Source organism: Kitasatospora sp. NPDC015120, assembly GCF_043080305.1.
In the GTDB taxonomy this organism is placed as follows: Bacteria; Actinomycetota; Actinomycetes; order Streptomycetales; family Streptomycetaceae; genus Kitasatospora.
In genome coordinates, this window is sequence record NZ_JBIBVJ010000011.1 from 71,760 (window position 1) to 97,957 (window position 26,198).

Consider the following 26,198-nt stretch of genomic DNA (forward strand, 5'->3'; position numbering starts at 1 on the left):
GCCGGTGCGTTCCGCGCTCGGTCGGGCTGTCGGCTGCCCAGCCCGGGCATGCTATCCGGTCGCCGCCCCGGCCGCTCCGGCGTCCCCGGCCGCGGCCGGCGCCGGCGTCAGCGGCCGGTGGCAGGCGACCCGCCGCCCGGGCGAGACCTCCCGCAGCGCCGGCACCTCGCTCGCGCACCGGTCGTCGGCGAACGGACAGCGGGTGCGGAACCGGCAGCCGGAGGGCGGGTCGAGCGGGGACGGCGGGTCGGCGGGCAGCAGGCCGGTGTCGCCGAGCGGGCGGCCGGGCTCGGGGACGGCGGCCAGCAGGGCGGCGGTGTAGGGGTGCGCGGGGGCGGCGAGCACCTCCTCGGTCGGGCCCTGTTCGCAGAGCCGGCCGAGGTGCAGCACCGCGACGTCGTCGCTGACCGCGCGCACCACGCCGAGGTCGTGCGAGATGAACAGGCTGGCCAGGCCGCGTTCCTCGGTGAGCCGGCGCAGCAGGTTGAGCACGGTGGCCTGGGCGGAGACGTCGAGGGCGGAGACGGCCTCGTCGGCGATCAGCACCCGGGGTTCGGCGGCGAGCGCGCGGGCGATGGCGACCCGCTGGGCCTGGCCGCCGGAGAGCTGGGCGGGCCGGCGGTCGCCGAACAGCGCGGCCGGCAGGCCGACGGCCTCCAGCTGCTGCCCGACCACGGCCTCGCGGTCCACCGACGGGTCCCGGTGGGCGTCCAGCGGCTCGGCGACCAGGTCGCGCACGGTGCGGCGCGGGTTGAGCGAGGAGACCGGGTCCTGGAACACCATCTGCATCCGGGGGCGCAGGGCCCGCAGCGCGCGCGGGGAGAGCGCCGCGAGGTCGGTGCCGTCCAGGGTGACGGTGCCGGTGGTGGGCGGGGGCAGCCGGAGCAGGGCCTTGGCGATGCTGCTCTTGCCGGAGCCGGACTCGCCGACCAGGGCGAGGGTGCGGCGTTCGCGCAGCTCCACGTCGACGCCGCTGACGGCGTGCAGCGGCCCGGAACGGGTGCGGTGGACCACGGACAGCCCGGTGGCCCGCAGCACCACGGGGGTGTCCACGGCGGCGGTGTCCGGAGCGGGGGTGGAGGTCATGCGGCGGTCTCCTCGACCGGGGCGGACACCGGCGTGAGCGGGAAGTGGCAGGTGACGGTGTGCCCGGCCCCGGTCCGGTGCAGCGGCGGCGCGTCGGTGGAGCAGACCGCCCCGGCGCGCTCGCAGCGCGGCGCGAACGGGCAGCCGGGGGCGGGCTTGGAGAGGTCGGGCGGCGAGCCGGCCACGGCGGGCAGGGTGCGGCGCAGCGGCCCGGTGACCCGGGGCACCGAGCGCAGCAGCGCGGCGGTGTACGGGTGGGCGGGGTTCTCGGTGACGGCCTCGGTGGGGCCCGTCTCGACGACCCGTCCGCCGTACATGACGGCGATCCGCCGGGCGCGGTCGTAGAGCAGGCCGATGTCGTGGGTGATCAGCAGGGTGGCCAGGCCCCGGGTCTCGCGGTGGCGGTCGAGCAGGTCGAGGACGGTGCGCTGGACGGTGACGTCCAGGGCGGTGGTGGGCTCGTCGGCGAGCAGCAGGGCGGGGGAGCCGGCCAGTGCGGCGGCGATGCCGACGCGCTGGCGCAGGCCGCCGGACAGCTCGTGCGGATAGGCGCGGGCCCGGCGGGCCGGGTCGGGGACGTCGACGGCGGCGAGCAGTTCGGCGGCGGTGCGCAGCCGCTCGCGGCGCGGGATCCGGCGGCGGTTGGTGAGCGACTCGGTGACCTGCTCGGCGATCCGGACGACCGGGTTGAGCGAGGTCATCGGGTCCTGGTGGACCATCGCGACGCCGGTGCCGAGCAGTTCGGCGCGCCGGGCGGCGGTGGCGGTGAGCAGGTCCTCGCCGTTGAGCCGCACCGAGCCGGTGGCGGTGGCCCGGGTGGTGCGCGGGTGGACGCCGAGCACGGTGCGGGCCAGCACCGACTTTCCGGAGCCGGACTCGCCGACGACGCCGAGGCACTCGCCGGCGTCGATGGCCAGGTTGATGCCGTGCAGCACGTGCAGGGTCCGGCCGTCGGGGGTGTGCAGGGTGGTGTCGAGCGAGCGGACCTCCAGAACCGGGCTGGTCATCCTCGCCCTCCCTTCGAACGGAGCTTGTCGCCCAGGTAGTTGAGGGCGAGGACGGTCAGGCAGAGCACCGCCGCCGGGGCGAGCGAGATCCACGGGGCGCTGCCGAGCGTGGTCCGGCCCTCGGCGATGATGCCGCCCCAGGACGGCTCCGGCGGCCGGAGGCCGAAGCCGAGGAAGCTGAGCGAGCCCTCGGCGACGATGGAGACGGTGGTGGCGGTGAACGCGAAGGTCAGCGCGACCGGCGCGACGTGCGGGACCACCTCGCGGACCAGGATGCGCAGCGGGGCGGTGCCGATCATCCGGGCGGCCTGGACGAAGCCGCGTTCGCTGAGCGACAGCACGACGGCGCGCACCACCCGGGTGAAGGCCGGCACGGTGAACAGGCCGATCAGGATGCCGATCACCGGCAGGCTGGGGCCGCGCAGCGAGACCGCGATCATCACCAGGATCAGGGTGGGCACGGACATCAGCAGGTCGGCGGCGAAGCCGATCACCTTGTCCACCGGCCCGCGGAACCAGCCGGCCGCGACGCCGAGCGTTCCGCCGCCGAGCAGGCCGACGGTGATGGTCAGTCCGGCGACGGCGAAGGAGGCCCGGGCGCCGGCCACGGTCCGCTGGAGGACGTCGCGCCCGGCGGCGTCGGTGCCCAGCCAGTGGCCGGGGCCGGGGGCGGCGGCGGGGTTGGCGAAGTCGCCGTGCAGCGGGTCGAAGCCGGGCAGCAGCGGGAACAGCAGGGCGGCGAGCGCGACGACGGCCAGCCAGCCGCCGGCGACCAGCACCCCGGTGGACGGGCGGCGGCGCGCGGCCGCCCTGCGCGGTACGGCGGCGGGGACGGGGACGGTCTCAGCGGCGCTCATCGGCGATCCTCGGGTCGATCGTGCGGTACAGCAGGTCCACGGCGAAGGTGGCGGCCACCACGGCGACGGCGCTGACCACCACGACCCCCTGCACCACCGGGAAGTCGCGGCCGTTGATCGCCCCGGAGACGAGGCTGCCGACGCCGGGCACCGCGAAGAGCGACTCGACCAGCACCGAGCCGCCGAGCGAGGTGCCGACGCCGATGCCGAGCAGGGTGACCAGCGGCAGCGAGGAGGGCCGCAGCGTGCGGCGCAGCAGCAGTCGCACGGTGCCCATGCCGCGGCTGCGGGCGGCGGAGACGTAGGTCTGGTCGAGGGTGTCGAGCAGCTGGCTGCGCAGGGTGCGGGTGAAGACGGCGGCCTCGGTGAGGCCGAGGGTGAGGGCCGGCAGCACCAGGTGGCGCAGGTTCTCCAGCGGGTCCTCGGTGAACGGGGTCCAGCCGGTGGCCGGCAGGATCCGCAGCTGGACGGCGGCGATCCAGATCAGCAGCAGGCCGAGCACGAAGCCGGGCACGGCGAGCCAGACGAACGCCCCGGCGGTGGCGATCCGGTCGACGGCACCGCCCGGGCGCCAGGCCGACCGGAGCGCGACCGGCAGGGCCAGGCCGAGCGCCACCACCTGGGCGGCGACGAAGAGTTCGAGGGTGACCGGGATGCGGTCGGCGAGCTCGGTGGTGACGGCGACGCCGGTGGAGAGCGAGTGGCCGAGGTCGCCGTGCAGGGCGTCGCCCAGCCAGCGCCAGGTGGCGGCGAACACGTTCTCGTCCAGGCCGAGCTTGGCCTCGTACGCGGCGACCTGCTCCGGCGTGGCGGTCGGGCCGAGCGCGGCGAGGGCGGGGGAGCCGGGCATGAGCTTGGGCAGGGCGAGCGCCCCGACGGTGACCAGCAGGAGCACCGCGGCGGCCCGTCCGAGCCGTCCGGCGGTGCGTCCCGCGGTCCGCAGTGCGGTGGACGTCACTTCTTCACCCACAGGCCGGCCGGGGAGACGTTGACGACGGTCCGCCTGGAGACGTCCGGCAGGCCGCCGGTCTTGGCGGAGGCCAGGAAGCCGACCGGGTTCTCGGTCAGGAAGAGCATCGGCGCCTCGCTGACGACCTCCTGCGCGGCCTCCTGGTAGGAGCGGGCCCGCTGGGCCTGGTCGACGGTGGCGCGCCCGGTGGTGATCGCCTGCCCGGCCCTGGCGTTCTCCCAGCCGGTGAAGTTGTAGGGGGCCCCGGGCCCGTAGAGGCTGGCCAGGGCGGTGTCGGTGTCGCCGAACATGCTGGTGACGAAGTCCATCACCTGGAACTGGCGCTGGAACATCGCGGTGCCCAGGCTCGCCGGGTCCAGCGGCTTGATGGTCATCTTCACGCCGATGTCGGCGAACATCTGCTGGAGCACGGTGGCGCGCTGCTGTCCCTCGGGCCGGCTGTCGACGAGGTACTCGAAGGAGAGGTCGGAGTGGCCGGCCTGGGCGAGCAGTTCACGGGCCTTGGCGGTGTCCTTCGCGGGGTAGGAGCCGGCGCCGCGGTAGGGGGAGGAGGAGCCGATCGGGCCGTCCGAGACCTTGCCCTGGTCCAGGTGGACGACCTTCTCGACGGCCGCGCGGTCCACCGCGAGCTGCAGCGCCCGGCGCACCCGGACGTCGTCGAAGGGGGCGGCCTTGGTGTTGAGGAGCACGGTGGAGGTGGAGCCGGGGCCGGTGGCGGCGCGCAGGTTGTCGCCGGGGGCCTGCTTGTACTGGGAGGCGGTCTCGGTCCAGACGAGGTCGGTGTCGCCGGAGCGCAGCGACTGGTACCGGCTGTCGGTGTCGGGCAGCACCTTGTAGACGAGCTTGTCGGCGTGGCCCTTGGTGCCCCAGTAGGAGGGGTTGCGCACGAGGGTGGCGGAGACGCCCGGTTGCACGCTCTCCAGCGTGTAGGGGCCGGAGCCGACGGCCGGACTGTCCGGGGCGGCGGGCGCCTCGGAGACGTAGCCGAGCGAGCGGGTGAAGAGGCTGGGGAAGGCGGCGTTCGCGGATTTGAGGGTGAAGCCGACGGAGGTCGGGGAGTTCACCGTCATGGCGCCGATGCTGGCGGCGTCGACGGCGCAGCCGCACTTGGCCTCGGGCTTGGCGAGGCGGTTGACGTGGTCGACGACGGCCTGCCCGTCGAGCGGCTTGCCGTCGCTGAAGGTGACGCCCTCGCGCAGCTCCAGCGTCCAGGCGGTGGCGTCGGCGTTGGGGGTGAAGGACTTGGCCAGGTAGGGCTGGACGGCGCCGTTGTCGCCGTTGACCATCAGCGGGTCGTAGAGCGCGTTGGCCAGGATCATCATCGGCATCGAGGTGAGACCGCTGTCGGCCGGGTCGAGCTTGGCGAACGGGCGGTCCAGGCCGATTCTCAGCGTGCCGCCGTCGACGGCGGGGCCGTCGTCCTTGGGTGCGGAGGCGGCCGTGCCACCGCCGGAGACCGTGTCGTCGGACGCGGAGCAGGCGGAGGCGGTGAGGGCGAGGGCCGCCGTGCAGACCGTGGACGCCAGGACGAGCGTGTGCCGCTTCATGATTCCTCGGGGGGATTCGGGGGGGGGGCTGAGGGAGGGGGAGACCGGCGGACACTGCCGGACCGGTGGCCGCCGGACCCCACTCTTTGGAGGTGGCACAACTGCCAATTGGCACTTGTGCAAACTTCACATGACGAAAGGACGACGACTTGGCGCGCGGCTTGAGCGGGCCACGCCGGGCGTGATTCCGTACGAGTACGGCCGCGTGCGGCACAGCAGTTGACGAGGGGCGAGCAGGATGCAGGGGCAGGGGACGGACACCGTGGCGGAGCCCGGGCTGCGCGACCGCAAGCGGGCGCGGACCAGGCAGGCCATCCGCACGGCGGGGCTCGACCTCTTCGAGGAGCAGGGCTTCGAGCGGACCACGGTGGACCAGATCTGCCGCCGGGCCGACGTCGCCCACCGCACCTTCTTCCGGTACTACGAGTGCAAGGAGGCGCTGCTCTTCGGCATGGACTTCGGCGCCGCCTTCCTGGACGCCTTCGCCGCCGCCCCCGCCGGGCTCGACCTCTGGGCCGCCTTCCGGCACGCCGGCGGCACCACGGACGAGCAGTGGGAGGAGCCGGCCGAGCACACCGCGCGGCGCCGGGCCCTGCGGCGCGGCTTCATCGGGATCCGCAGCGTGCGCGACTTCGCGCTGGTCATGATCGACACCTTCTCCCAGCGGGTGGCGCAGATCGTGGCCGAGCGGCTGGACGTCGACCCGGTGGCCGACCTGCGGCCGCAGGCCTTCGCGGCGCTGATGGCGGGCATGACCCGGCGCCAGGTCGTCGACGGCAACGAGATGCGCTCGCTGGAGGAGTGGGCGGAGGCGTTCCGGGCCCTGCTCGCGTCGTTCGACGCGCCGGTCCCGGCGGGGCCGGCGGGCCTGCCGCCGCGCCCGGCGGGAGCCGCCCGGTGAACGCCTACCGCACCGGCCCCGATCCGCCGCCCGGCTCGCGGTAGTGCAGCACGAACCGCGCGCTGCTGCCGTCGATCCGCCGCCGCAGGTACAGCGCGGGCGCGCCGTCCGGCGTGCAGCTGACGCCCTCGCGGACCAGCAGCGCGGTGCCCGGAGGCACCCCGAGCAGCTCCGCGTCGGCGAGGTCCGCGCCGGTCGCGCCGAACGCCCGCCAGTCGTACTCCAGCTCCACCCCGGCCGCCCGTGCCAGGTCGAGCACCATGTTGCCGGGACGGCCCGGCCGCACCAACGCCTCCGGAAGCGGCCCGGACGGCACCCAGTAACTGCTCACCACCCGGGGCCGGCCGCCCAGCCGGATCACCGTGTCCACCCGGGACAACTCCTCGGGGGCGCGTCCCAGCTGACGGGCCGCCTCGTGGTCCTCGGCGGAGCCGGTCACCGGCGGCGCGGCCACCACGAACTCGCCGTCCTGCGCCGCGCCGGGCGTGTCCGTGCCGAGCGGCAGCCCGGTGTGCACGCTGCCGAGGTCGACGCGCTGGCTGCGCGGGTCGACGGTGATCGAGACCCGCACCGCCGGCGGGCGGACGAAGGTCCCCACGCCCCGCCGGATCTCCAGCACCGCGGCCCGCTCCAGCTCGGCCACCGCCTGCCGGACGGTCAGCCGGTTGACGCCGAACTCGGCGCTCAGCTCCGGCTCGCTGGGCAGCCGGGAGCCCGCCGGGTACGTCCCGGCGTCGATGCGCTCCTGGAGCTGCCGGGCCAGCCGGCGGTACAGCGGGGTGTCGGGTCGGTGCGTTGCCACGCGCCAGATCCTACGGAGCCGGGTGGCGGCATCCGGCCCCGGTTGTCCGGAAGTTCACCTCGTCGTCGCTTGCCCGGCGCCCCGCTCGCCAGGTAGACATCTAGACGTCTAGATGTCCCATGGATGTCCTGTCCCTTCCCCGTTCCGCCTCGTCACCCCCCGATCCCCGCGCCACCGAAAGGCCCCGCCATGACCCTGGTCAACTTCCGCGACCCCGCCGCCCTCGCCGATCCCGAAGGCCGCCGGGTGCGCCACGGCGTGCTGCACCGCTCCGCCCAGCCGTTCCCGGCCGACGACGCCGCGATCGTCGAGCAGCTGAACGCCGCCGGCATCCGCACGATCATCGACCTGCGCGGCGAGGCCGAGGCGGAGGACACCGACTGGGCGCAGTCCCGGGCCGCCGGCATCGAGGTGGTCGCCGCCCGCGTCCAGCCCACCGACCGGAAGCTGGAGGCGGCGATGACGGCGATGACCACGGACGCGGACCTCGGCGCCTTCTACCTGCTGATGGTCGAGTCCGCCCCCGGGGCGGTCAAGCTCGCCGTCGAGGCCGCCACCCGCCCCGGCGGCCTGCTGGTGCACTGCGCCGCCGGCAAGGACCGCACCGGCTGGCTGACCGCCCTGCTGCTCGACCTGCTCGGCGTCCCGGCCGAGGAGATCGTCGCCGACTACCACCGCACCACCGCGGCGCTGCCGCAGATCTTCGAGGGCCTGGCCGAGCGCAACCGCAACGCCCTGAACGACTACCACGCGGGCTCGCTCACCGTCCCCCGCCCGCTGCTGGAGGCCCCGGCCGACGCGATGGCCGCCTTCCTGGACCTGGTCAACGCCCGCTACGGCGGCACCGAGGGCCTGCTCGCCCACTGCGGGGTGGACGCCGCGACCATCGAGGCCTTCCGCGCCAAGGCCGCCGCGCCGGCCGCCGCCGAGGTGACGGCATGAGGACCGTGCTGCACCACACCGACGGCACGCCGTTCCGCGACCTCAACCACAACGGCACCATGGAGCCCTACGAGGACCCGCGCCTGCCCGTCGAGGAGCGCGTCGAGGACCTCCTCTCCCGGATGACCCTGGAGGAGAAGGCCGCACAGATGTTCGTCGGCCGGATGATCGCCGGCAACCAGGGCCCCTTCCCGTCCGGCGACCACCTCATCACCGAGCGCGGCCTCACCTCCTTCGGCATGACGACGGTCCCCGACGCCCGCACCATGGCCGAGTGGAACAACCACGTCCAGGACCTCGCCGCCGCGAGCCGCCTCGGCATCCCGGTCACCCTCGCCTCCGACCCCCGGCACGGCTTCACCACCAACCCGGCCACCGCCTTCGCCGGCGGCGGCTTCTCGGCCGGCCCCGAGCCGATCGGCCTCGGTGCCACCGACGACCCGGAGCTGGTCGAGGAGTACACCGCGCTGATCGGCCGCGAGCTGCGCGCCGTCGGCATCCGGATCGCCATCCACCCGATGGCCGACCTCGCCACCGAGCCGCGCTGGGCCCGGATCAGCGGCACCTTCGGCGAGGACCCCGAGCGGGTCTCCCGGATCATCGCGGCCTACATCCGCGGCCTCCAGGGCGAGCGGATCGGCCCGGACAGCGTCGCCTGCATGACCAAGCACTTCCCCGGCGGCGGCCCGCAGCACAAGGGCGAGGACTCGCACTTCGCGGCCGGCCGGCGCCTGGTCTACCCGGGCGGCGCGCTGAACCAGCACCTGCGCCCCTTCGAGGCCGCGTTCGAGGCCGGCACCGCGCAGATCATGCCCGCCTACGCGATCCCCTCCGGCTCCGGGCTCGCCGAGGTCGGTGCCAACTTCAACCACGACGTCATCACCGGCCTGCTGCGCGGCAAGTACGGCTTCGACGGCGTGGTCTGCACCGATTTCAACGCCATCACCGGCATGGAGATCCCCGGCGTGGTCAGCCTGCCGCCGCGGCACTGGGGCGTCGAGGAGCTGTCGGTGCCCGAGCAGGTCGCGATGACCCTGCACGCCGGCGCCGACCAGCTCGGCGGCGAGACCGACCCCGAGCTGATCCTCGGCGTGGTCCGCTCCGGCGCGGTCACCGAGGCCCGGCTCGACGAGTCCGTGCGCCGCATCCTGCGCGACAAGTTCCGGCTCGGCCTGTTCGACGATCCGTACGTGGACGTCGAGGCCGCCGTCGCGACGGTCGGCGCCCCGGCCGGCCGCGAGCTCGGACGCAAGGCCCAGGCCGCCTCGCTGGTCCGCCTCGCCGGGCAGCCGCTGACCGGCGGGCGGATCTACGTCGAGGGCGTGGACCCCGGGGTGGCGGCCCGCTACGGGACGGTCGTCGAGCGCCCCGAGGACGCCGACGCCGCCGTCGTGCGCCTGGCCACGCCGTACGAGAGGCGCGAGGGGCTGCTGGAGCAGCACTTCCACACCGGCACCCTGGAGTTCGAGCCCGCCGAGGCCGCCAGGATCGCCGCGCTGGCCGGCGCCGTCCCGACCGCCGTCGTCGCGCTGCTCGAACGCCCCGCCGTGCTCACCCCGCTGGCGCCCCACGCGGCGCTGCTGGTCGGCGAGTTCGGCGCGGCGGACGACGTCGTGCTGGACGCGGTGTTCGGCCGCGCCCCGATGACCGGCTCGCTGCCGTTCGACCTGCCCCGCTCGGACGCCGCCGTCGACGCCGCCCGCGAGGACGTGCCCTTCGACACCGCGGACCCGCTGTTCCGCTGCGGCCACCCGACCGCGCCGCGGGCGTCCTGAGCCCCGGGTGACCCGGGGCTCCCGCGCGGCCGGCCCGGGGCGGGCGGAAAACCGCTCGCCCCGGGTGGCGGCGTCCTGGCAGAGTCCGCTGTCATGGAGCAGCTGTACGCGGTCCGGGCGGATTTCGACGCCGCCACCGTCGTCGTCTACCAGGCGTACGCCCCCGCCGTCGCCGACGCGGCCCTCGCCGCCGGACGGTTCGTCCCGCCGTTCTCCTTCGGGCGGATGACCTGGATCAAGCCCTCGTTCCGCTGGCTGATGCACCGCAGCAACTGGGCCCGCAAGCCCGGCCAGGAGCGCGTCCTCGCGGTGCGGATCACCCGGGCGGGCTGGGAGGAGGCGCTGGGCCGGGCGGTCCCGACCACCGGCGACCCGGCGCTGCTCGCCCGCGCCGAGGTGCACCTCCAGTGGGACCCGGAGCGCTCGCTGCGCGGCGCCGCGCTCAACCACTACAGCATCCAGGTCGGCGTGGGCCGCACCCTGATCCGGACCTTCGCCGAGGAGTGGGTCACCGGGATCACCGACCTCACCCCGCAGGTGCGGCGGATCGCCGCCCTGCTCCAGCAGGGCCGCACCGCCCAGGCGCAGCGGCTGCTGCCCCCGGAACGCCCCTACCCGCTGCCGCCTGCGCTCGCCCGGCGCCTTGGTGCCAACGGGTGACGTGCCGTCGGAACCGGATCGGCGCCGGGCCTCCGGGCGTTGTCCCGGCCAGACCGTGGACTCCGCACCGGAAGGCACCGCACTCGTGAGGGACAACCGCGTCATCACCAACCCGCCCGGCCTGCACGACCCCAGGCCGCTCGGCTACAGCCACGTCGTCTCCGCCGCCGGCGAGACCGTCTACCTCGCCGGGCAGTACGCCTCCGACGCCGACGGGCAGGTGGCCGTGGAGGGCTTCGCCGACCAGGTCGAACTCTCCCTGGAGCACCTCGTCCGCGCGCTGGCCGCCGTCGGCCTCGGCGTCGAGAACGTCGTCCGGCTCGGCTCGTTCGTCAAGGACCACGACGCGGAGAAGCTGGAGATCCTCGGCAGGGCCCTGCACGCCGTCTGGGGCGAGCGGCTGCCCGTGCAGACCCTGAGCGGGGTGGCCACCCTGGCGCTGCCCGGGATGCTCGTCGAGATCGACGCCGTCGCCGTGCGTCCCGCCCCCTGACGGACGCGCCGACGGACGGCAAGGGGCCGCCTCCCCGGCACGATCACGGGATCGGGAGGCGGCCCCGGTCCGGGACCGGTCAGGACCTACGCTGCGGACCGGGCATCGACCGCGTTGTTCTGACCGGCCACGATCTTCCACCCGTCCGCCTGCCGGGCGAGCACGTAGAGCGCCCGGCCGTGCGGGCCCTCCACCGGGCGGCCCCCGGCGTCGGTGGGCGTCTGGGCCACGTTGACGGCGACCACGCCGTCCGCGACCGCCAGCAGCTTCACCACCTCGTAGCGGGCGTAGGAGTCCTTGAGGAACTCCCGCATCGCCGGACCGCTGAACGCGGTGATCGCCTCCCGCCCGTCCAGCCGCCGGCCGGCCGCGTTGGTCCAGGACGCCTGCTCGCCGAACTGCGCGCCGAGCGCCTGGGCGTCCTTGCGGTTGAACGCGTCCTCCAGCGCCGCGACCACCCCGGTCACCGCCTCCCGCACCGCCACCGGCACGTCCCCCGCCACCAGTACCCCGTCCGCCATGACCAGCACCTCTCCCCGACATCGGCGTTCCCCGGCGGCGACCACCGCCGGGGACCATCCGACAACCTCAACCGCGGTTGAGGTCAAGCCCGGTCACGGACCGCGCAGCTCCCGGATCCGGGTGATCCGGCCGCGGGCGTCAAGAACCACGTCGTAGGTGTTGCCGTAACAGGCGTACGGGAGCTCGGGTTCGCCGCCGTCGAGACAGGTGTCCAGGTGGTCCAGCAGGACGGGGAGCTGGACCTCCTTGGCGGGCTCCTCGTGGGGGAGGTCGACCAGGGTGGCGGTGGCGTGCGCGGCGAGCGGATGGACGGCGGGCGCGGCGTCGGGGGCGCAGGCGGGGCGGACGGTCAGCCGGCCGCCGGAGACGCCGAGGACCCGCACGGTGCGGTGGCCGGCCGCGGCGGCGCAGGGGGTGGGGGAGGCGGCGTCGAGACCGGGCAGGGCCCCGGCCTCGGGGGAGTCCCAGAACTCCTCGTCCTCGGCGTCCTCGTCGTCCTCGATGTCGTCCGAGGCCATCGCCGGCGTCGGGTCCTCGTCGATCGGGGTGCAGGCGGCGAGCCCGCCGGTGGCGGCGCAGCAGAGCAGGACGGCGAGGAGCAGGCGACGGGGCGCGGTCATGGGCCGAGTCTCCCAGGAACTCGGCCGCACGAGACAGCTCCGGCAGCGGGGATCCGGACGACCGCCCCCGCCGGGCGTGCGGACCCGGCGGGGGCGGGAGCGGGGTGGGGAGGCGGCGCTACGCCGCGACCGGGTGCGCCGGGTCGTAGGCCCGGCGCACCCGCTCCTGGGCCTCCGGTCCGGCCCCCAGGTGGTCCAGCCCGAGCAGGGCCGCGCCGAGGACCGGCGGGGCGACCACGACCCGGGGCTCGGCGAGCGGTGCCTCCGCCGCCAGCCGGGCCGTCAGATTGTCGATCAGCAGCGGCTGCCGGGAGGCGAGCACCCCGCCGCCGAGCACCAGCGGGGTGGGCGTCTCCAGCAGCTCCAGGCGCCGCAGGGCGACCACGGCGAGCCGGGTGATCTCGTCGGCCTGCCGGTCGATCAGCGACAGGGCCGTGGCGTCCCCGGTCCCGGCGACGGCGAAGAGCACCCGGACGATCTCGTGCAGCCGGGCGGACGGCAGGTGCCCGAGGTGGACGGCCTCGGCGACGGCGCCGGTGGAGGGCAGGCCGAAGTGCTCGGCGATGGCGGCGGCCAGGCCGGTCGGCCCGCCGCGCCCGTCCTCGGCCCGCACGGCGTGCCACATGCTGGCGCCGGCCAGGCCCCAGCCACCGCCCCAGTCGCCGGTGAGGTTGCCGAGGGCCGGGAACCGGGCGGTGCGGCCGTCGGGCAGCAGGCCGACGCAGTTGATGCCGGCGCCGCAGACGACGGCGACGCCGCGCGGGCCGTCGGTGCCGGCCCGCAGCAGGCCGAAGGTGTCGTTGACGACGGTGTTGCTGGCGCCCCACGGGTGGGACTCCAGGGCGACGCGCAGCGCCTCCTCCTCGACCGGCAGGTCGGCGTTGGCCAGGCAGGCGCTGACGTGGCCGGTCAGCGGCCCGCTCCAGCCGGTGATGCCGGCGGCCGCGGCGGCCTCCTCGACCAGCGGGGCGAGGCCGCCGACGGCGGTGGCGGCGCCGACGGCGGCCGGGACGAAGCCGCCGCCCCGGGCCGAGCCGAGGACGGTGCCGTCGGCGCCGATGAGGGCGACATCGGTCTTGGAGTTGCCGGCGTCGATGGCGAGGACGCCGGGCAGGTGCGGTTCGGGCTGGTGGGTCATTGGGGTTCCCGCGGCTCGTCGTACGTGGCCCGGCCGGGGGTCTTTCCCGGCCGGGGGTGGGGTGTCTCCGCCCGCGATCCGGCCCGCACTCCCCCACGGAGCGCGGGCCGGAGACCGGGGGTCGGGCGGGTCGGGCCCGGGGTCAGCCGCGCGCCCAGGGGAGGTGCTCGCGGTTGTGGGCGAGCAGCCGGTCCGTCAGCTGGTCGGCGAGTTCGATCTGACCGACCAGCGGATGCGCGAGCAGCGCGTCGAAGACCCGGTCGCGGCCGCCGCGCAGGGCGGCGTCCAGGGCGAGGTGCTCGTACGCGGTGACGGCCGCGACCAGGCCCGCGTACAGCGGCTCCAGCGGGCGCTGCGGCAGCGGACGCACGCCCGCCGCGTCCACCTCGGCCGGCACCTCGATCACGGCGTCGTCCGGCAGGAACGGCAGCACGCCGTCGTTGCGGGTGTTGACCACCTGCACGGAGGTGCCGCCGCCGGTGCCGAGCAGCGCCGCGATGAGCTGCACCGCCGCCTCGGAGTAGAACGCGCCGCCGCGCTCGGCGAGCAGCTCCGGCTTGGTGTCGAGGGCCGGGTCGGCGTACAGCTCCAGCAGCTGCCGCTCGATCGCGGCGACCTCGGCGGCCCGCGAGCCCTTGGACTTCAGCTCCTCCACGACCAGGTCGTGCTGGTAGAAGTACCGCAGGTAGTAGGACGGCACGACGCCGAGCCGCTCGATCACCCGCTGCGGCAGGTGCAGGTCCCCGGCGATCTCCTTGCCGAAGCCGGAGAGCAGCTCGGGCAGCACCTCGCGCCCGCCGGCCGCGCCGGGCGCGTCGAGCAGGGTGACCCCGCGCTCCCAGGTGAGGTGGTTGAGGCCGACGTGGTCGAGCCGGACCAGCTCCGGATCGACGCCCAGGTGCTTGGCGAAGCGCCGCTGGAAGCCGATCGCGACGTTGCACAGGCCGACGGCCTTGTGGCCGGCGTCCTGGAGGGCGCGGGTGACGATCCCGACCGGGTTGGTGAAGTCCACGATCCAGGCGTCGGGGTTGGCGCGCCGGACCGTCTCGGCGATGTCGAGGACCACCGGGACGGTGCGCAGCGCCTTGGCGAGGCCGCCGGCGCCGGTGGTCTCCTGGCCGACGCAGCCGCACTCCAGCGGCCAGGTCTCGTCCTCGTTGCGGGCCGCCTGCCCGCCGACGCGCAGTTGCAGCAGCACCGCGTCGGCGTCGGCGACGCCGGCCGCGACGTCGGTGGTCGTGGTGACGACCGCGCCGTGGCCCTGCTTGGCGAAGATCCGCCGGGCGAGCCCGCCGATCAGCTCCAGCCGCTCGGCGGCCGGGTCGACCAGGACGAGTTCGCCGACCGGCAGGGTGTCGCGCAGCCGGGCGAAGCCGTCGATCAGCTCCGGGGTGTACGTCGAACCGCCGCCCACGATGGCCAGCTTGAGTGCGGACATCAGCCCTTGACCCCTGTCAGTGTCACGCCTTCGATGAAGGCCTTCTGTGCGAAGAAGAAGAGGACGATCACCGGGGCCATCACGAGGAGGGTGGCGGCCATGGTGAGGTTCCAGTTGGTGTGGTGGGCGCCCTTGAAGGACTCCAGGCCGTAGGAGAGCGTCCAGGCGTCGTGGTTGTTGCTGGCGTAGATCTGCGGGCCGAAGTAGTCGTTCCAGCAGTAGAAGAACTGGAACAGCGCGACGGCGGCGATGGCCGGCTTGGCCATCGGCAGCACCACCCGCAGCAGGGTGCGCAGGTCGCCGCAGCCGTCGATCCGGGCCGCCTCGATGTACTCCTTGGGGATGGTCATCAGGAACTGCCGCAGCAGGAAGATCGAGAAGGCGTCGCCGAAGGCCATCGGGATGATCAGCGGCCAGAGCGAGCCGCCCAGGCCCAGCTGCTTGGCCCAGAACAGGTACATCGGGATGATGGTGACCTGCGGCGGCAGCATCATCATCGCGATGACCGCCATCAGCGCCAGATTGCGGCCGCGGAAGCGGAACTTGGCGAGCGCGTAGGCGACCGGCAGGCTGGAGACGATGGTCAGCACGGTGCCGAGGCCCGCGTACAGCAGGGTGTTGCGCCACCAGGTCAGGAAGCCGGGGGTGTTCCAGACCTTGCTGTAGTTGCCCCAGTTCCAGGACGTCGGCCAGTAGTCGGTGGTGAGCGCCTGGCTGTCCGACATCACCGAGGTCAGGAAGGCGAAGACGAACGGCAGCAGGAAGAACAGGCCGGCCGCGACGGCCAGCGAGTGGACGGCCACCCAGTTGAGCAGCGCGCGCCGGCGGGCGGTGCGGGCGGCGGCGGTGGCGGGGCCCCGGGCGGCGCCGCGGCCGGGCGCCTCGGCGGGGAGGGTCGGGCTGAGAGTCATGATCGTGTCCTCACCGGTCCGCTAGTCGTCGCTGGCCATGAAGCCGGACCGGCGGCGCAGCAGCACCGACGTGACGGCCATCGAGAGGACGAACAGCACGAGGGCGACGACGCACGCCGCACCGTAGTTGAAGCGCTGGAAGCCGAGGTTGTAGACCATCTGCGGCAGGGTCCAGGTGGAGCCGGACGGGTAGCCGGGCTCGAACTGCTGGCCGGAGTTGCCCGCGATGCCGCCGGCGACCTTCCCGGCGACGATCGCCTGCGTGTAGTACTGCATGGTCTGGATGACCCCGGTGACCACCGCGAACATGATGATCGGCGAGATGTTCGGCAGGGTGACGTACCGGAACCGCTGGAACGGTCCGGCGCCGTCGAGCTCGGCGGCCTCGTACTGCTCGCGCGGGACGTCCAGCAGGGACGCCATGAAGATGACCATCAGGTCGCCGACGCCCCACATGGCCAGCAGGGTGAGCGCGGGCTTGGACCACTCCGGGTCGGCGAACCAGCCGGGCTGCGGCAGCCCGATCTCGCCGAGGAAGTGGTTGACCGGGCCGGTGCCGGGGTTGAGCAGGAAGGCGAAGGCGACGGTGGCGGCCACCGGCGGGGCGAGGTACGGCAGGTAGAAGGCGGTGCGGAAGAAGCCCACCCCGCTCTTGATCTTGGTGATCAGCATCCCGATGCCGAGGCCGAACGCGACCCGCAGGCTCACCATGATGACGACCAGCCACAGGGTGTTGCGCAGGCCCTGCCAGAAGGCCGGGAGGTCGTTGAAGACGTAGTCCCAGTTCTTCAGGCCGTTGAAGGCGGGCGAGCCGAAGCCGTTGTACTTGGTGAACGAGAAGTAGACGGTCGAGATCAGCGGGTACAGGAAGAAGACGCTGAAGCCGATCAGCCAGGGGGAGAGGAAGGCCAGGTTGCGGGCCGCCGCCCGGCGGCGCTTCCGGCGCAGCTGCTGCTGCACGGGAGGCGCCGCCGGGGCGGTCGCTCCGGCCCCCTTGCGGGTGGCGGACGCGAGTGACATGGGAGCTCCGTGGAAGGGCCGGACGCGCGGGGTGCCGGGCGCTACTTGGCCTGGGCGATGGCGGCGTCGATCTCCTTGGCGGTGGCGGCGAGGCCGGCCGCGAGGTCGCCCTGCTTGCCCGACTCGTAGTCGTAGCCGAGGTTCTGCAGGGAGACGATGTAGCCGCCGCCGTTGACGACCGGCGGGGTGGTGCCGGAGCTCGCGTGCTTCGCGATGTTCACGAAGGTCTTGAAGTTCTCGTCGGCGATCAGCTTCGGCGACTCCAGCGCGGCGAGGGTGCTCGGCACGTTGTGGATCGCGTTGGCGAAGGAGACGACCGCGTCGGTGTCGGTGGTCAGGAACTTGACGAGCTCCCAGGCGGCGGCCTGCTTCTTGCTGGTGCTGGCGATGCCGACGATGGTGCCGGTCTGGTAGCCGCGGCCGTAGGTGTCCTTCTGGTCGTCCGGCACCGGGAACGGCGCGGTGGCCCACTCGAAGTCCGGCTTGTCGGCGGCGAGCGAGGCGGTGCGCCACTCGCCGTCGATGGCCATCGCGACCTGGCCGGTGTGGAACGGGTTCTTGGCGCTGAACTCCTCGCCGAAGGTGGAGCGGTACTTCTCCAGCTTGTCGTAGCCGCCGAGCTGGTCGACCAGGCCCTTCTGCCACCTCAGCATCGCGGCGACCTTCGGGTCGGTGGCGATGGTGGACTTGCCGGCCGAGTCGAAGTAGGTGGGGCCGTATTGGCCGAGGAGGTGCTCGGTGGTCGACTCGTAGCCGTGGTACAGCGGCATGAAGCCGAGCTGCTTGTAGCTGTCGCCCTCGGCGACGGTGAGCTTCTTGGCGGCCTCGGTGAACTCGCTGAAGGTCTTCGGCGGGGCGGTGATGCCGGCGTCGGCGAAGGCCTTCTTGTTGTAGTACAGGCCGAAGGCGTCGCCGAGCAGCGGCAGCGAGCACTGGTTGCCCTGGAACTGGGTGTAGTCGAGCATCGCGGCCGGGAAGGTCTTGGCGGCGTCGATGTTGTCCTTGGCCAGCAGCGGCTTGAGGTCGACGAAGGCCTTGGTCGAACAGAACATGCCGACGTTGTTGGTGGTGAACGAGGAGACCACGTCGGGGGCGTCGTCGCCGCCGGCCCGCAGCGACTGGTTGACCTTGTCGTCGGCGATGTTGCCGACGGCCTTGACGTGGATGTTCGGGTGGGCCTTCTCGAAGGCGGCGATGTTGTCGTTGATCGCCTTCACCTCGCTGTCCTGGCTCCAGCCGTGCCAGAAGGTGATGGTGACGTCCTTGCCACTGGCGGAGTCGTCGCTGCCGGAGCCGTCACTGCTGCCGGTGCAGGCGGTGGCGAGCAGGGCGAGGACGGCGCTGCCGGTCACGGCGGCGAGGGTCCGGCGGCCTCTGCGGGAACGGGAGGTGGTGGAGTGCACTTCGAGGTCCTCCTGGGGCTGCGCGGGCAGGCGTCATTGCCTCGGGTCCCGCGGTGGGGATGGGGGAGAGGTGGGTGCAGGGGAGTGCGGCGGAGCGTCAGTGGGTGGAGAAGACCGCCTCGCGGGCGGCCGCCAGCGCGCGTTGCAGCGCGCCGAGCAGAACGGGGGAGCCGGTCAGCGCGCTGCCGCGCACCTCCGGCCGGGCGGCCGCGATCCGGGCCAGTTCCTCGGCGACCAGGGCCCGCAGCCGTTCGCCGCCCGCGTTCGGCACCCCGCCGGAGACCACCACCAGCCGGGGGTCGACGACGGCGACGATCACGGCCAGCCCGACGGCCAGCCGGGCGGCCAGCTCCGCGAGGAACGCGTCGCCGGCGCCCGGGGTGGCCAGCGCCCTGGCGACCGACTCCTCGGCGGTCGGCGCGCCGAGCCCGTGCTCCCTGGCCAGGGCCCGGACGGCGGGGGCACCGACCAGTTCCTGGAACCCGCCGGAGTTGCGGCGGCGGACGTCCTTGACCACCGGTGCGCCGGGCACCGGCATGTAGCCGACCTCCCCGGCGCCGCCGGTGAAGCCGCGGTGCAGCCGGCCGGCGATCACGATCGCCGCGCCGATGCCCTCCCCGGCCCAGAGCAGCACGAAGTCCTCGAACCCGCGGGCGGCGCCGGAGGACTGCTCGGCGACGGCGGCGAGGTTCACGTCGTTCTCGATGGTCACCGGCGCGCCGATCGCCGCGGCGAGGTTCCCGGCCAGCCGCGGCGCGTGCCAGCCGGGCAGGTGGGAGGCGTAGCGCAGCTTGCCGGTGACCGGGTCGGGCGCGCCGCCGACGCCGATCACCACGGTGTGCAGGGCGCCCTCGGCGAGCCCGGCGGCGCGGACCGTCCCGGCGACCGCCCCGGCGACCCGCGGAACCGTTTCGGCGGCCGCCCAGCCCTTGGTGGGGACGACGTGCTCGGCGAGCGTGGAGCCGGTGATGTCGGCGACCGCGACCCTGACGTGGCTGTTGGTGACGTCCAGTCCGGCGACGTGCCCGGCGGCCGGGTTCACCTGGTACAGCTGAGCGTTGGGGCCGGGGCCGCCGGCCGTGGTGCCCACCGGCAGCACCAGCCCGGCCGCCTCCAGGCGGGCCAGCAGCTGGGAGGCGGTGGGCTTGGAGAGCCCGGTCAGGGTGCCGATCTGCGTGCGGGAGAGCGGCCCGTTCTCCAGCAGGAGTTCCAGGGCGGCACGGTCGTTGATGGCGCGCAGCAGACTGGGCGTGCCGGCGAGGGGGGCCTTGGCGGTGCTTCTGGTCACGCGAAGATCCTCCTCCTCAGGACGGCCGGCAGCGCCGGGGCGGGCCGGGTGGCGAACTGTTAGGAAACTTTCCAGTCGCTTGGGACAGGACCGTACGGGCCCCGTCAGCGGGGTGTCAATGGCCCTTCCGCCGGAGGATGCCGACTCGTTACCAGCCCGCCCCCGGACCCGTTCCCCCGGGGAGCTGCGCGTCGCCGGACAAGGCGAAGGCCCCGCCCCCGGGCAGGTCGGGGGCGGGGCCTCGGGCGGGCGCGGGCGCCGGGTCAGGGCGCCTTGGTGGTGTCGTCGGCGGGGCGGACCGGGGCCGGTATCGGGGTGGCGGCCTTGTAGCCCGCGGAGGTGGGGTCGGAGAGGGCGGACGGCGGGGCCGGGTCGGTGCCGGGGGCCGGGACCGCGGCCAGGACGGTCGCGGCGGCGGTGGTGCCGGCGCCCGTGCCCGCGGCCACCGGCGCGACCTCCTCCTTGACCTTGATCCCGGCCTCGTCGAGCACCTGCTTGACGCGCTGGCGCAGCGCCCGGGCCACGCTCAGCGACTTGCCCGGGGCGGTGCGCGCCTCGATCCGCAGCACCACCGAGTCCGCCGCGACCGACTCCACGCCCAGGACCTTGAACGGCGCCCAGACGAGCTCGTCGTACGGCGCCTCCTTGGCCATCGCCTCGGCGGTCTCCGTGATCAGCGTCTCGACCCGCTCCAGGTCCTCCTTGTAGCCGACCTGGACGTCCACCGAGGCCGTCGACCAGCCCTGGCTCATGTTGGCGATCCGCTTCACCTCGCCGTTGCGGATGTACCAGATCTCACCGCCCGCGCCGCGCAGCTTGGTCACCCGCAGGCCGACCTCCAGCACCGTGCCGCTGGCCACCCCGGTGTCGATCTCGTCGCCGACGCCGTACTGGTCCTCCATGATCATGAAGACCCCGGAGAGGAAGTCGGTGACCAGGTTGCGGGCGCCGAAACCGATCGCCACACCGGCCACACCGGCGCTCGCCAGCAGCGGTGCCAGGTTCATCCCGAGCGCGGACAGCACCATCAGCGCCGCCGTGCCGAGGATCGTGAACGACGCGACGCTGCGCAGCACCGAGCCGATCGCCTCCGCGCGCTGCTGGCGCCGCTCGGGGTTGACCACCCCGGTGTTGGCCAGCAGTCCGCCCAGGCGGCTCGGCTCGTCCTCGCTCTCGCCCGGCCTGATCATCCGCGTTATCAGCTGGGTGATCACCTTGCGCACCATCGCCCGCAGCACCAGCGCCAGCACGATGATGAAGACGATCCGGATCCCGCCGGCGAGCCAGTCCTGCCAGTGCTCGTCGAACCAGCCGGCGGCCTGCCGGGTGGTGTCGGACACTTCCTGGGCGCTGGTCGGGATTCTGAGGTCGGGCAACTCCGGGGCCGTGGGAGTGGGGGACGGGGCGGGCGTCGAGGCCGGCGTCGTGGCGGACGCTTCGGCGAGGAGACCGGCGGCACCGGACCGGAACACGTGCGGGACCTTCCTGCTGGGGTCGTGGCACGGCCCGTCGACGCGGGGCACACCCGGGTGGCACGCCCCAGGCCTGCGGACCGTCCGCACTACCTTAAGGCGTGCCGGGCTCGCCCCCTGACACGCCGATCGGCCGTTCGGAGGGCGCGCGGACCGGCGTGAACGCCCCGTCCGAGCCCCTGAGCGCCGCCTGGCGCACTGCTCCGACCGGCCCAGCGGTACCCCGGCGGGGCACCGGAGTGCAACCCGCCCTTCCCCCGGGCATACCGGGTATGACAGAAGCCACACCCGGAGTTCACGTCAGGTCCGTTACACAGGAGTGGTGGCGCCGCACGAAGGCGTAAGGCGACACTGGGGGAGATCACGCACCCGTTGCGCGATCCAACCGCTCGTCCCGGCGCGAGCCACGCGCCGCAGGCGTCCAAGGAGGCATCCGTGCCGCATGTCCTGGTCCTCAACGCGTCGTACGAGCCACTCGGCGTCGTATCGATGCGCCGCGCACTCATCCTCGTCCTCAACCACAAGGCGGTCAGCCTGGAGGACTCGGGTGTCACTCTGCACAGCGCCACCAGCGCCCTCCCGGCGCCCTCCGTCGTCCGACTGACCCGCTTCGTGCGGGTCCCGTTCTGCGGGCCCGTCCCGCTCACCCGCCGGGCGCTGTTCGCCCGCGACCACGGCCGTTGCGTCTACTGCGGGGCCGCCGCCACCAGCGTCGACCACGTCATCCCGCGCAGCCGGGGAGGCCAGCACCGGTGGGACAACGTGGTGGCGGCCTGCCGCCGCTGCAACCACACCAAGGCGGACCGCCACCTCACCGAACTCGGCTGGCGGATGAAGCGACCACCGGCGCCGCCCACCGGACTGGCCTGGCGGATCATCGGCACCGGCATCAAGGATCCGCGCTGGCGGCCCTACCTGGAGCCGTACGGCGGCGGTGACCAGCTGCGCGCCCCGCAGTGGGGCGAGTACGAACACCACGACCATACCGACGCCGCGCATCCGGTGCCGCTCGGCCGCACGCACCCGGCGCACCCCGCCCCCGCCCGCCGCGGAGAACAGCCCGAGGCGCTCTCCGCCTGACCCACCGAACCACAAGGGCTTGCCCGTCACATCACCCGGTACGCCTCATGGGCCGCCGCGCACCCCGCAACCGGGGAGCGCGGCGGCCCGCCGTCTGGCCCCTTCGACCCGCCGTCCGGCCCCTTCCCGGGCCTACGGCTGCTTCGACGGCGTGCCGGAGGGCAGCGGCGTCGGTCCGGCCGGGGTGCCGGAGGGCGTCGGCACGGCCGGCGGGGTGGTCGGCGCCGGGCCGCCGGCCTGACCGCCGCCCGGCGCGCCGGTGGGCGGCGCCACCGGCGGGGTGGCCGGCGCGGTGACCGGCGGGGTCACGGGCGGGGTGACCGGCCCGCTCGGCGACGGCGGCAGCGTCCCGTCCGCCGCCGCGGCCGCGTACAGCTCGATGCCCCAGAGCGAGTAGCCGTACTTGGTGCCCCGGGCCACGCCCTGCATCCGCAGGAACTTCGCGGCCGGCGCGTCGAACCGCACCGTCTCGTTGCCGCCCGCGCCGTCCTCCACCGTCGCGACCGTGGTCCAGGAACGGCCGTCCGCCGAGGTCTGGATCTTGTACGACGCGGCGTACGCGGCCTGCCAGTGCAGCACCGCCGAGCCCAGGTGGGTGGCCTGCGGCAGCTCCAGCTGCACCCAGGCGTCGTCGGCCGGCGGCGAGGACCAGCGGCTCTTCGGGTCCTGGTCGGCCACCGCCGAGGCCGGGAAGTTCGGGGTCTCGTCGGCCGAGGAGGTGGCCTCCGCGGTGATCGCCAGGTCCGGGCCGCCGGTCGGCGGCACCACGTGCACCTGGAGCACCTGGCGGACGGTGGTCTGCCCGGCCACGAACAGCACCGGCACCTGGTACGTCCCGGACGGCGTCTCCGGCCCGGCGGTGACCAGCAGCGGCACGCCGACCTTCCCGCCGCGCGGCACGCTCACCCCGGTCACCGGCGCCACGGTCAGCCCCTTGGCGACCGTCGGCACCTCGGTGCGCAGCTCCCCGGTCACGCCCTCGGGACGCCCCGCTTCGACGGTCGCCCGGGCCTGCACCGGCGCGGCCTCCCCGATCACCGCGTCCACCGAGGCGTCGGCCAGGCTCAGCCGGGCCGCCGGGGCGTCCGCGTACCAGGGGATCACCTGGTTGACCACCGGCGGCTCGCCGCCCGGCTTCCAGGCCAGCCGGAACGCGTCGGCGGGCAGTCCGCCGGCCGACAGCTCGTTCCAGCCCGGCTGCACGGTGCCGATCTCCGTCCAGGAGCCGTCCGGGTGCCGCACCGAGACGGTGGCCGAGGCCCGCACGCCCGGGTCGGTGAGGATGGTGAGGCGGTCCAGCGGCCGGGCGGCGCCCAGCTCGACGGTGAGCGGCGCGTCCGAGGCGGTCGGCGCGGTGGCCGCCCGGTAGGCGGTGTCCGGGTTGCCGTCCAGCACCGCGGCGGCCGAGGAGCCGGGCAGCGCGGCCGGGCCGCCGGAGACGCTGGCCGGCAGCTCGTCCGGCGCGGTCACCGAGAACTCGCGCACCGCGACCGCGGTCTTCTGCGCGGCGGTGGCCCGCAGCCGCACCGCCCGGACGACCGCCCCGGCGGGCAGCTGCGCGGAGACCGACTTCTGGTTCTTCACCGCGGCCAGCTTCTTCCAGCCGCCCTCGCCGGTGGTGTACTCCAGCACGCCGTCCCGGATGTAGTCGTCCACGGCGCTCGCACCGTCCGGACCGCCGCCCCAGGAGCCCATCAGCACCGTCACGCTGCCGACCGGGCGCCCGCCGCCGAGGTCCAGCCCGACCGAGTCGCCGGCCTGCGGCGGCGCCGAGCTCCAGTAGAACGTGTCGGCGACGCCGTCGGTCATCAGCGCCGGCAGGTGGTCGTGCGCCGTGCCCATCGTGGTGGTCGGGGTGATGCCGCCGCCCTGCACGCCGGCCCAGGTGTCGGCGGCCCGCAGCGCCCGCTCCAGGAACGGGCCGAGCACGCCCGCGCCGACCGTCGCCGGGCTCTGGCCGAGCTGCTCGCGCAGCTTGTTCAGCTCCACCCGGGCCTTCCAGGCGGCGCCGCCGTCCCCGCCGCGCTGCGCCAGCAGCATGTCCAGGGCGGCCTGCCCGCCGAGGCCGTAGTCGCGCAGCGGCGCCAGCCAGGGCGCCGCCTCGGCGGCCAGCTGGGCGGTCGCCGGGGCCGCGGCCAGGGTCTTCTGGGCGTCCGCCATCGCGGTGAACGCCTCCCGCAGCGGGGAGGCCGCCTCGATCAGCTTCGCCAGGTCGGGTGCGGTGCCCGAGGTCGGCTCGGCGGTCGCCCAGAACCGCTCCAGCAGGGGCTGGAGGTAGCCGGACTCCTGGGTGGCCAGCGGCGAGGACACGTTGTTGCCGGCCAGCGCGGTGACGGCGGCCAGGGTCTCCCCGGTGGGCGTCGCGGTCGCGCCGGTCGGGCCCGCCAGCGAACGCAGCGCCGCCCGCCAGGAGTCCTCCGGCTTGTAGCCGCCCGGGTTCCAGGCGAAGTCCCCGGCGGTGCCGAGCGCGATCCGGGAGGCGACCGGCTGCTGCATCGCACCGGTCAGCAGGACGGCCGAACGGGTCGCCACCTCGCTGTCGCGGCCGGTGTAGGCGCCCAGGAAGAGCCGGTCCGGGGTGGAGTCGTTGACCGGGTAGTTGTCCATGGTGACCAGCGGGTGGCGGTACAGCTCGGCGGTGTCGCCGGTCTGCTTGCCGGTGATCCGTTCCGGGATCACCCCGACCCCGCTCCAGGCCACCTGCACGGCCGGCGGCAGCGCGTCGGCCAGCGCCCCGCGGTACGGGGTGGAGCCCTGCTGGTGGTACTCGGTGGGGACGACCGACAGCGGCGCCAGGGCCGGGTCCCCGGCGATCAGCCGTTCCTGCACCTTGGTGGCCAGCTCGCCCTGCGCCCGGGCGGCGGCGGCCGGACCGGTGCCGTACCTGGCCCGGTCGTCGGAGCAGTGCCACTCGTCGTAGGAGACGTCCAGGAACTGGAGCTGGAACGCGGTGAAGCCGAGCCGGCGCAGCCCGTCCAGCTTGGCGATCAGCGCGTCCGCGTCCTTGCCGGAGCTGTAGCAGAACGACTGGCCGGGGTCGATCGCGTAGCCGAGGGTGACGTGGTTGCGCCCGGCCCGGGCGGCCAGCGCGCGCAGGTCGTCGGCCTTCGCCTGCGGGTAGGCGTCCCGCCAGCGGGCGGTGCGGTACGGGTCGTCGCCCGGGGCGTAGAGGTAGAAGTTCTGCTTGGAGCGGCCGAGGAAGTCCAGCTGGTCCAGCCGCTGCTGCTGGCTCCACGGGGTGCCGTAGAACGCCTCGGCGGTGCCGCGCACCGGGGCGCCGGACGGCCAGTCGCGCAGGGTGATCCCGGGCAGGCCGAGGCCGGCCGCGCCGGGCGCCTGGCCCTGCTCGGCGGGGACGGCCGCCAGCAGCTGGCGCAGCGACTGCGCCGCGTAGAAGGTGCCGGCCGGGTCGGCGCCGGCCAGCACCACCGCGCCGTAGCTGCCGCCGCCGGCCACCGGCAGCTGGCCGGCCGCCAGCACGTAGCCCCCGGCGGGCATGCCGGCCGTGGTCGGCGCCGCGCTGTCCTTGCCGCCGGCCGCGACGGTGAGCTCGCGCAGGACCCGGTCGGTCGGGCCGCCCGCGCCCTCGGCGGGGCCGCCGACGTACACCACCAGGGAGCCGGCGACCGGTGCGGGCGGCTCCGGCACCGAGGTCACCCCGCTCGCCCCGGCGATGCCCAGGACCTCGCGCACCGCGGCGACGGCGCCGTGGTCCGCGGTCGGCGCGGTGACCAGGGTGACGGTGCCCGGCACGGTGACCGGCCGGCCGCCCACGCTCTGCTCCTGCGGGCGGGGGAAGACCCGGGGGTCGCTGACGCTGCCGAGCGGGGTCTGCGGGGCGCCGCTCGCGGTGCTCACCACCTCCGCGCCGGGGGAGGACCCGGGCACCCGCGCGTACGCGGCCGGGCCGCTCACCAGCAGACCGCCGACCACGGCCGCCGCCGACAGGGTGGCCGCCATCTGGAGGGTGCGCCGGCTCGGCGCGCCCGGGCGGGCGGCCAGCGCGCGCTCGGCGCGCACGGAGTGCAGCAGCGGTTCGGTGCCCTTGAGGTCCGCGATCAGCCGGTCCGCCGTGCGGGGCACCAGCTGACGGCACGTCCGCGCGGTGGCCCGCCGCGCCGCGAGGGCCGCGGGGTGATGGAGCACCTCGCGCAGCGACGGGCTCTGCTCCAGCTGCTGACGGAGCCGCCGCCCGGCCACCTCGGACACTCGGGCTTGCACAGGAGCCTCCTCGCCAGGCCGGAACCACATCGCGGCAAAGCCCAC

22 protein-coding genes are annotated in these 26,198 nt (G+C 74.6%); 6 read left to right on the plus strand and 16 right to left on the minus strand.

The annotated features are described in order from the left end of the window. Positions 1 to 51: 51 nt before the first annotated feature. From ACF1AK_RS23600 to ACF1AK_RS23620, 5 genes are read right to left on the minus strand one after another with little or no spacing between them, the layout of a single operon-like run. Positions 52 to 1,086, minus strand: coding sequence for an ABC transporter ATP-binding protein (locus ACF1AK_RS23600; protein ID WP_391500802.1), 1,035 nt, complete (start codon positions 1,084 to 1,086; stop codon positions 52 to 54). Beyond that, complete coding sequence (locus ACF1AK_RS23605; protein ID WP_391500803.1) at positions 1,083 to 2,093, minus strand: ABC transporter ATP-binding protein; 1,011 nt, start codon at positions 2,091 to 2,093, stop codon at positions 1,083 to 1,085. Before ACF1AK_RS23605 ends, ACF1AK_RS23600 begins: the two co-directional genes overlap by 4 nt. Next, on the minus strand, positions 2,090 to 2,950 hold the full coding sequence (locus ACF1AK_RS23610; RefSeq protein ID WP_391500804.1) for an ABC transporter permease: 861 nt from the start codon (positions 2,948 to 2,950) through the stop codon (positions 2,090 to 2,092). The genes ACF1AK_RS23605 and ACF1AK_RS23610 overlap by 4 nt, the downstream gene beginning before the upstream one ends. Then, positions 2,937 to 3,908, minus strand: a complete 972-nt coding sequence (locus ACF1AK_RS23615) for an ABC transporter permease (protein ID WP_391500805.1) — start codon at positions 3,906 to 3,908, stop codon at positions 2,937 to 2,939. Before ACF1AK_RS23615 ends, ACF1AK_RS23610 begins: the two co-directional genes overlap by 14 nt. After that, positions 3,905 to 5,467 carry an ABC transporter substrate-binding protein gene (locus tag ACF1AK_RS23620; protein WP_391500806.1) on the minus strand — a complete coding sequence of 521 codons (1,563 nt, stop codon included), beginning with the start codon at positions 5,465 to 5,467 and terminating at the stop codon, positions 3,905 to 3,907. Before ACF1AK_RS23620 ends, ACF1AK_RS23615 begins: the two co-directional genes overlap by 4 nt. A gap of 238 nt (positions 5,468 to 5,705) precedes the next feature. Here ACF1AK_RS23620 and ACF1AK_RS23625 point away from each other — a divergent pair, with 238 nt between their 5' ends. Then, positions 5,706 to 6,368, plus strand: a complete 663-nt coding sequence (locus tag ACF1AK_RS23625; protein ID WP_391500807.1) for a TetR family transcriptional regulator — start codon at positions 5,706 to 5,708, stop codon at positions 6,366 to 6,368. A 4-nt stretch (positions 6,369 to 6,372) separates the two neighbouring features. Here ACF1AK_RS23625 and ACF1AK_RS23630 read toward each other — a convergent pair whose 3' ends face one another. Continuing rightward, the gene (locus tag ACF1AK_RS23630) at positions 6,373 to 7,170 is read right to left on the minus strand and encodes a GntR family transcriptional regulator (RefSeq protein WP_391500808.1); all 798 of its coding nucleotides are present in this window, start codon (positions 7,168 to 7,170) and stop codon (positions 6,373 to 6,375) included. Positions 7,171 to 7,359: 189 nt separating this feature from the next. Between ACF1AK_RS23630 and ACF1AK_RS23635 the strand changes: the two genes are divergently transcribed. The 4 genes from ACF1AK_RS23635 (at position 7,360) to ACF1AK_RS23650 (ending at position 11,040) form a co-directional block, all read left to right on the plus strand. Next, positions 7,360 to 8,112, plus strand: coding sequence for a tyrosine-protein phosphatase (locus tag ACF1AK_RS23635; protein WP_391500809.1), 753 nt, complete (start codon positions 7,360 to 7,362; stop codon positions 8,110 to 8,112). Next, the gene (locus ACF1AK_RS23640) at positions 8,109 to 9,887 is read left to right on the plus strand and encodes a glycoside hydrolase family 3 protein (RefSeq protein ID WP_391500810.1); all 1,779 of its coding nucleotides are present in this window, start codon (positions 8,109 to 8,111) and stop codon (positions 9,885 to 9,887) included. Before ACF1AK_RS23635 ends, ACF1AK_RS23640 begins: the two co-directional genes overlap by 4 nt. A gap of 93 nt (positions 9,888 to 9,980) precedes the next feature. Beyond that, complete coding sequence (locus ACF1AK_RS23645) at positions 9,981 to 10,547, plus strand: DUF4291 domain-containing protein (protein WP_391500811.1); 567 nt, start codon at positions 9,981 to 9,983, stop codon at positions 10,545 to 10,547. A gap of 85 nt (positions 10,548 to 10,632) precedes the next feature. Further along, positions 10,633 to 11,040, plus strand: a complete 408-nt coding sequence (locus ACF1AK_RS23650) for a RidA family protein (RefSeq protein ID WP_391500812.1) — start codon at positions 10,633 to 10,635, stop codon at positions 11,038 to 11,040. Positions 11,041 to 11,126: 86 nt separating this feature from the next. Here the strand turns inward: ACF1AK_RS23650 and ACF1AK_RS23655 are convergent, their stop codons facing one another. The 9 genes from ACF1AK_RS23655 to ACF1AK_RS23695 form a co-directional block, all read right to left on the minus strand. Next, positions 11,127 to 11,561 (minus strand): YybH family protein, encoded by a 435-nt coding sequence (locus ACF1AK_RS23655; protein WP_391500813.1) that lies wholly within the window; start codon positions 11,559 to 11,561, stop codon positions 11,127 to 11,129. Positions 11,562 to 11,654: 93 nt separating this feature from the next. Continuing rightward, complete coding sequence (locus ACF1AK_RS23660; RefSeq protein ID WP_391500814.1) at positions 11,655 to 12,182, minus strand: hypothetical protein; 528 nt, start codon at positions 12,180 to 12,182, stop codon at positions 11,655 to 11,657. Positions 12,183 to 12,300: 118 nt separating this feature from the next. After that, on the minus strand, positions 12,301 to 13,320 hold the full coding sequence (locus ACF1AK_RS23665) for an N-acetylglucosamine kinase (RefSeq protein ID WP_391500815.1): 1,020 nt from the start codon (positions 13,318 to 13,320) through the stop codon (positions 12,301 to 12,303). 142 nt (positions 13,321 to 13,462) lie between these two features. Next, positions 13,463 to 14,758 carry a 6-phospho-beta-glucosidase gene (locus ACF1AK_RS23670; protein ID WP_391500816.1) on the minus strand — a complete coding sequence of 432 codons (1,296 nt, stop codon included), beginning with the start codon at positions 14,756 to 14,758 and terminating at the stop codon, positions 13,463 to 13,465. Beyond that, positions 14,758 to 15,669 (minus strand): carbohydrate ABC transporter permease, encoded by a 912-nt coding sequence (locus ACF1AK_RS23675; RefSeq protein WP_391500817.1) that lies wholly within the window; start codon positions 15,667 to 15,669, stop codon positions 14,758 to 14,760. Before ACF1AK_RS23675 ends, ACF1AK_RS23670 begins: the two co-directional genes overlap by 1 nt. 21 nt (positions 15,670 to 15,690) lie before the next feature. Beyond that, positions 15,691 to 16,689 carry a carbohydrate ABC transporter permease gene (locus tag ACF1AK_RS23680; RefSeq protein ID WP_391500818.1) on the minus strand — a complete coding sequence of 333 codons (999 nt, stop codon included), beginning with the start codon at positions 16,687 to 16,689 and terminating at the stop codon, positions 15,691 to 15,693. 41 nt (positions 16,690 to 16,730) lie between these two features. Further along, positions 16,731 to 18,041, minus strand: a complete 1,311-nt coding sequence (locus tag ACF1AK_RS23685) for an ABC transporter substrate-binding protein (protein WP_391500819.1) — start codon at positions 18,039 to 18,041, stop codon at positions 16,731 to 16,733. Positions 18,042 to 18,189: 148 nt separating this feature from the next. Further along, positions 18,190 to 19,380, minus strand: coding sequence for an ROK family protein (locus ACF1AK_RS23690; RefSeq protein ID WP_391500820.1), 1,191 nt, complete (start codon positions 19,378 to 19,380; stop codon positions 18,190 to 18,192). Positions 19,381 to 19,643: 263 nt separating this feature from the next. Continuing rightward, a complete protein-coding gene (locus tag ACF1AK_RS23695; RefSeq protein ID WP_391500821.1) occupies positions 19,644 to 20,720 on the minus strand; it encodes a mechanosensitive ion channel family protein in 1,077 nt (358 codons plus the stop codon). A gap of 567 nt (positions 20,721 to 21,287) precedes the next feature. Here ACF1AK_RS23695 and ACF1AK_RS23700 point away from each other — a divergent pair. Beyond that, positions 21,288 to 21,932 carry an HNH endonuclease gene (locus ACF1AK_RS23700; protein ID WP_380297107.1) on the plus strand — a complete coding sequence of 215 codons (645 nt, stop codon included), beginning with the start codon at positions 21,288 to 21,290 and terminating at the stop codon, positions 21,930 to 21,932. Positions 21,933 to 22,064: 132 nt separating this feature from the next. Here the strand turns inward: ACF1AK_RS23700 and ACF1AK_RS23705 are convergent, their stop codons facing one another. Further along, positions 22,065 to 26,153: a beta-N-acetylglucosaminidase domain-containing protein gene (locus ACF1AK_RS23705; protein ID WP_391500822.1), complete on the minus strand. Its 4,089-nt coding sequence runs from the start codon at positions 26,151 to 26,153 to the stop codon at positions 22,065 to 22,067. Between the last annotated feature and the right edge of the window lie 45 nt (positions 26,154 to 26,198).

Coding starts and splice junctions, on each gene's coding strand:
- ACF1AK_RS23680 (WP_391500818.1), bottom strand. CDS start 16,689: ATGTCACTCGCGTCCGCCACCCGCAAGGGGGCCGGAGCGACCGCCCCG.
- ACF1AK_RS23670 (WP_391500816.1), bottom strand. CDS start 14,758: ATGTCCGCACTCAAGCTGGCCATCGTGGGCGGCGGTTCGACGTACACC.
- ACF1AK_RS23660 (WP_391500814.1), bottom strand. CDS start 12,182: ATGACCGCGCCCCGTCGCCTGCTCCTCGCCGTCCTGCTCTGCTGCGCC.
- ACF1AK_RS23620 (WP_391500806.1), bottom strand. CDS start 5,467: ATGAAGCGGCACACGCTCGTCCTGGCGTCCACGGTCTGCACGGCGGCC.
- ACF1AK_RS23635 (WP_391500809.1), top strand. CDS start 7,360: ATGACCCTGGTCAACTTCCGCGACCCCGCCGCCCTCGCCGATCCCGAA.
- ACF1AK_RS23655 (WP_391500813.1), bottom strand. CDS start 11,561: ATGGCGGACGGGGTACTGGTGGCGGGGGACGTGCCGGTGGCGGTGCGG.
- ACF1AK_RS23605 (WP_391500803.1), bottom strand. CDS start 2,093: ATGACCAGCCCGGTTCTGGAGGTCCGCTCGCTCGACACCACCCTGCAC.
- ACF1AK_RS23675 (WP_391500817.1), bottom strand. CDS start 15,669: ATGACTCTCAGCCCGACCCTCCCCGCCGAGGCGCCCGGCCGCGGCGCC.
- ACF1AK_RS23645 (WP_391500811.1), top strand. CDS start 9,981: ATGGAGCAGCTGTACGCGGTCCGGGCGGATTTCGACGCCGCCACCGTC.
- ACF1AK_RS23610 (WP_391500804.1), bottom strand. CDS start 2,950: ATGAGCGCCGCTGAGACCGTCCCCGTCCCCGCCGCCGTACCGCGCAGG.
- ACF1AK_RS23625 (WP_391500807.1), top strand. CDS start 5,706: ATGCAGGGGCAGGGGACGGACACCGTGGCGGAGCCCGGGCTGCGCGAC.
- ACF1AK_RS23640 (WP_391500810.1), top strand. CDS start 8,109: ATGAGGACCGTGCTGCACCACACCGACGGCACGCCGTTCCGCGACCTC.
- ACF1AK_RS23600 (WP_391500802.1), bottom strand. CDS start 1,086: ATGACCTCCACCCCCGCTCCGGACACCGCCGCCGTGGACACCCCCGTG.
- ACF1AK_RS23665 (WP_391500815.1), bottom strand. CDS start 13,320: ATGACCCACCAGCCCGAACCGCACCTGCCCGGCGTCCTCGCCATCGAC.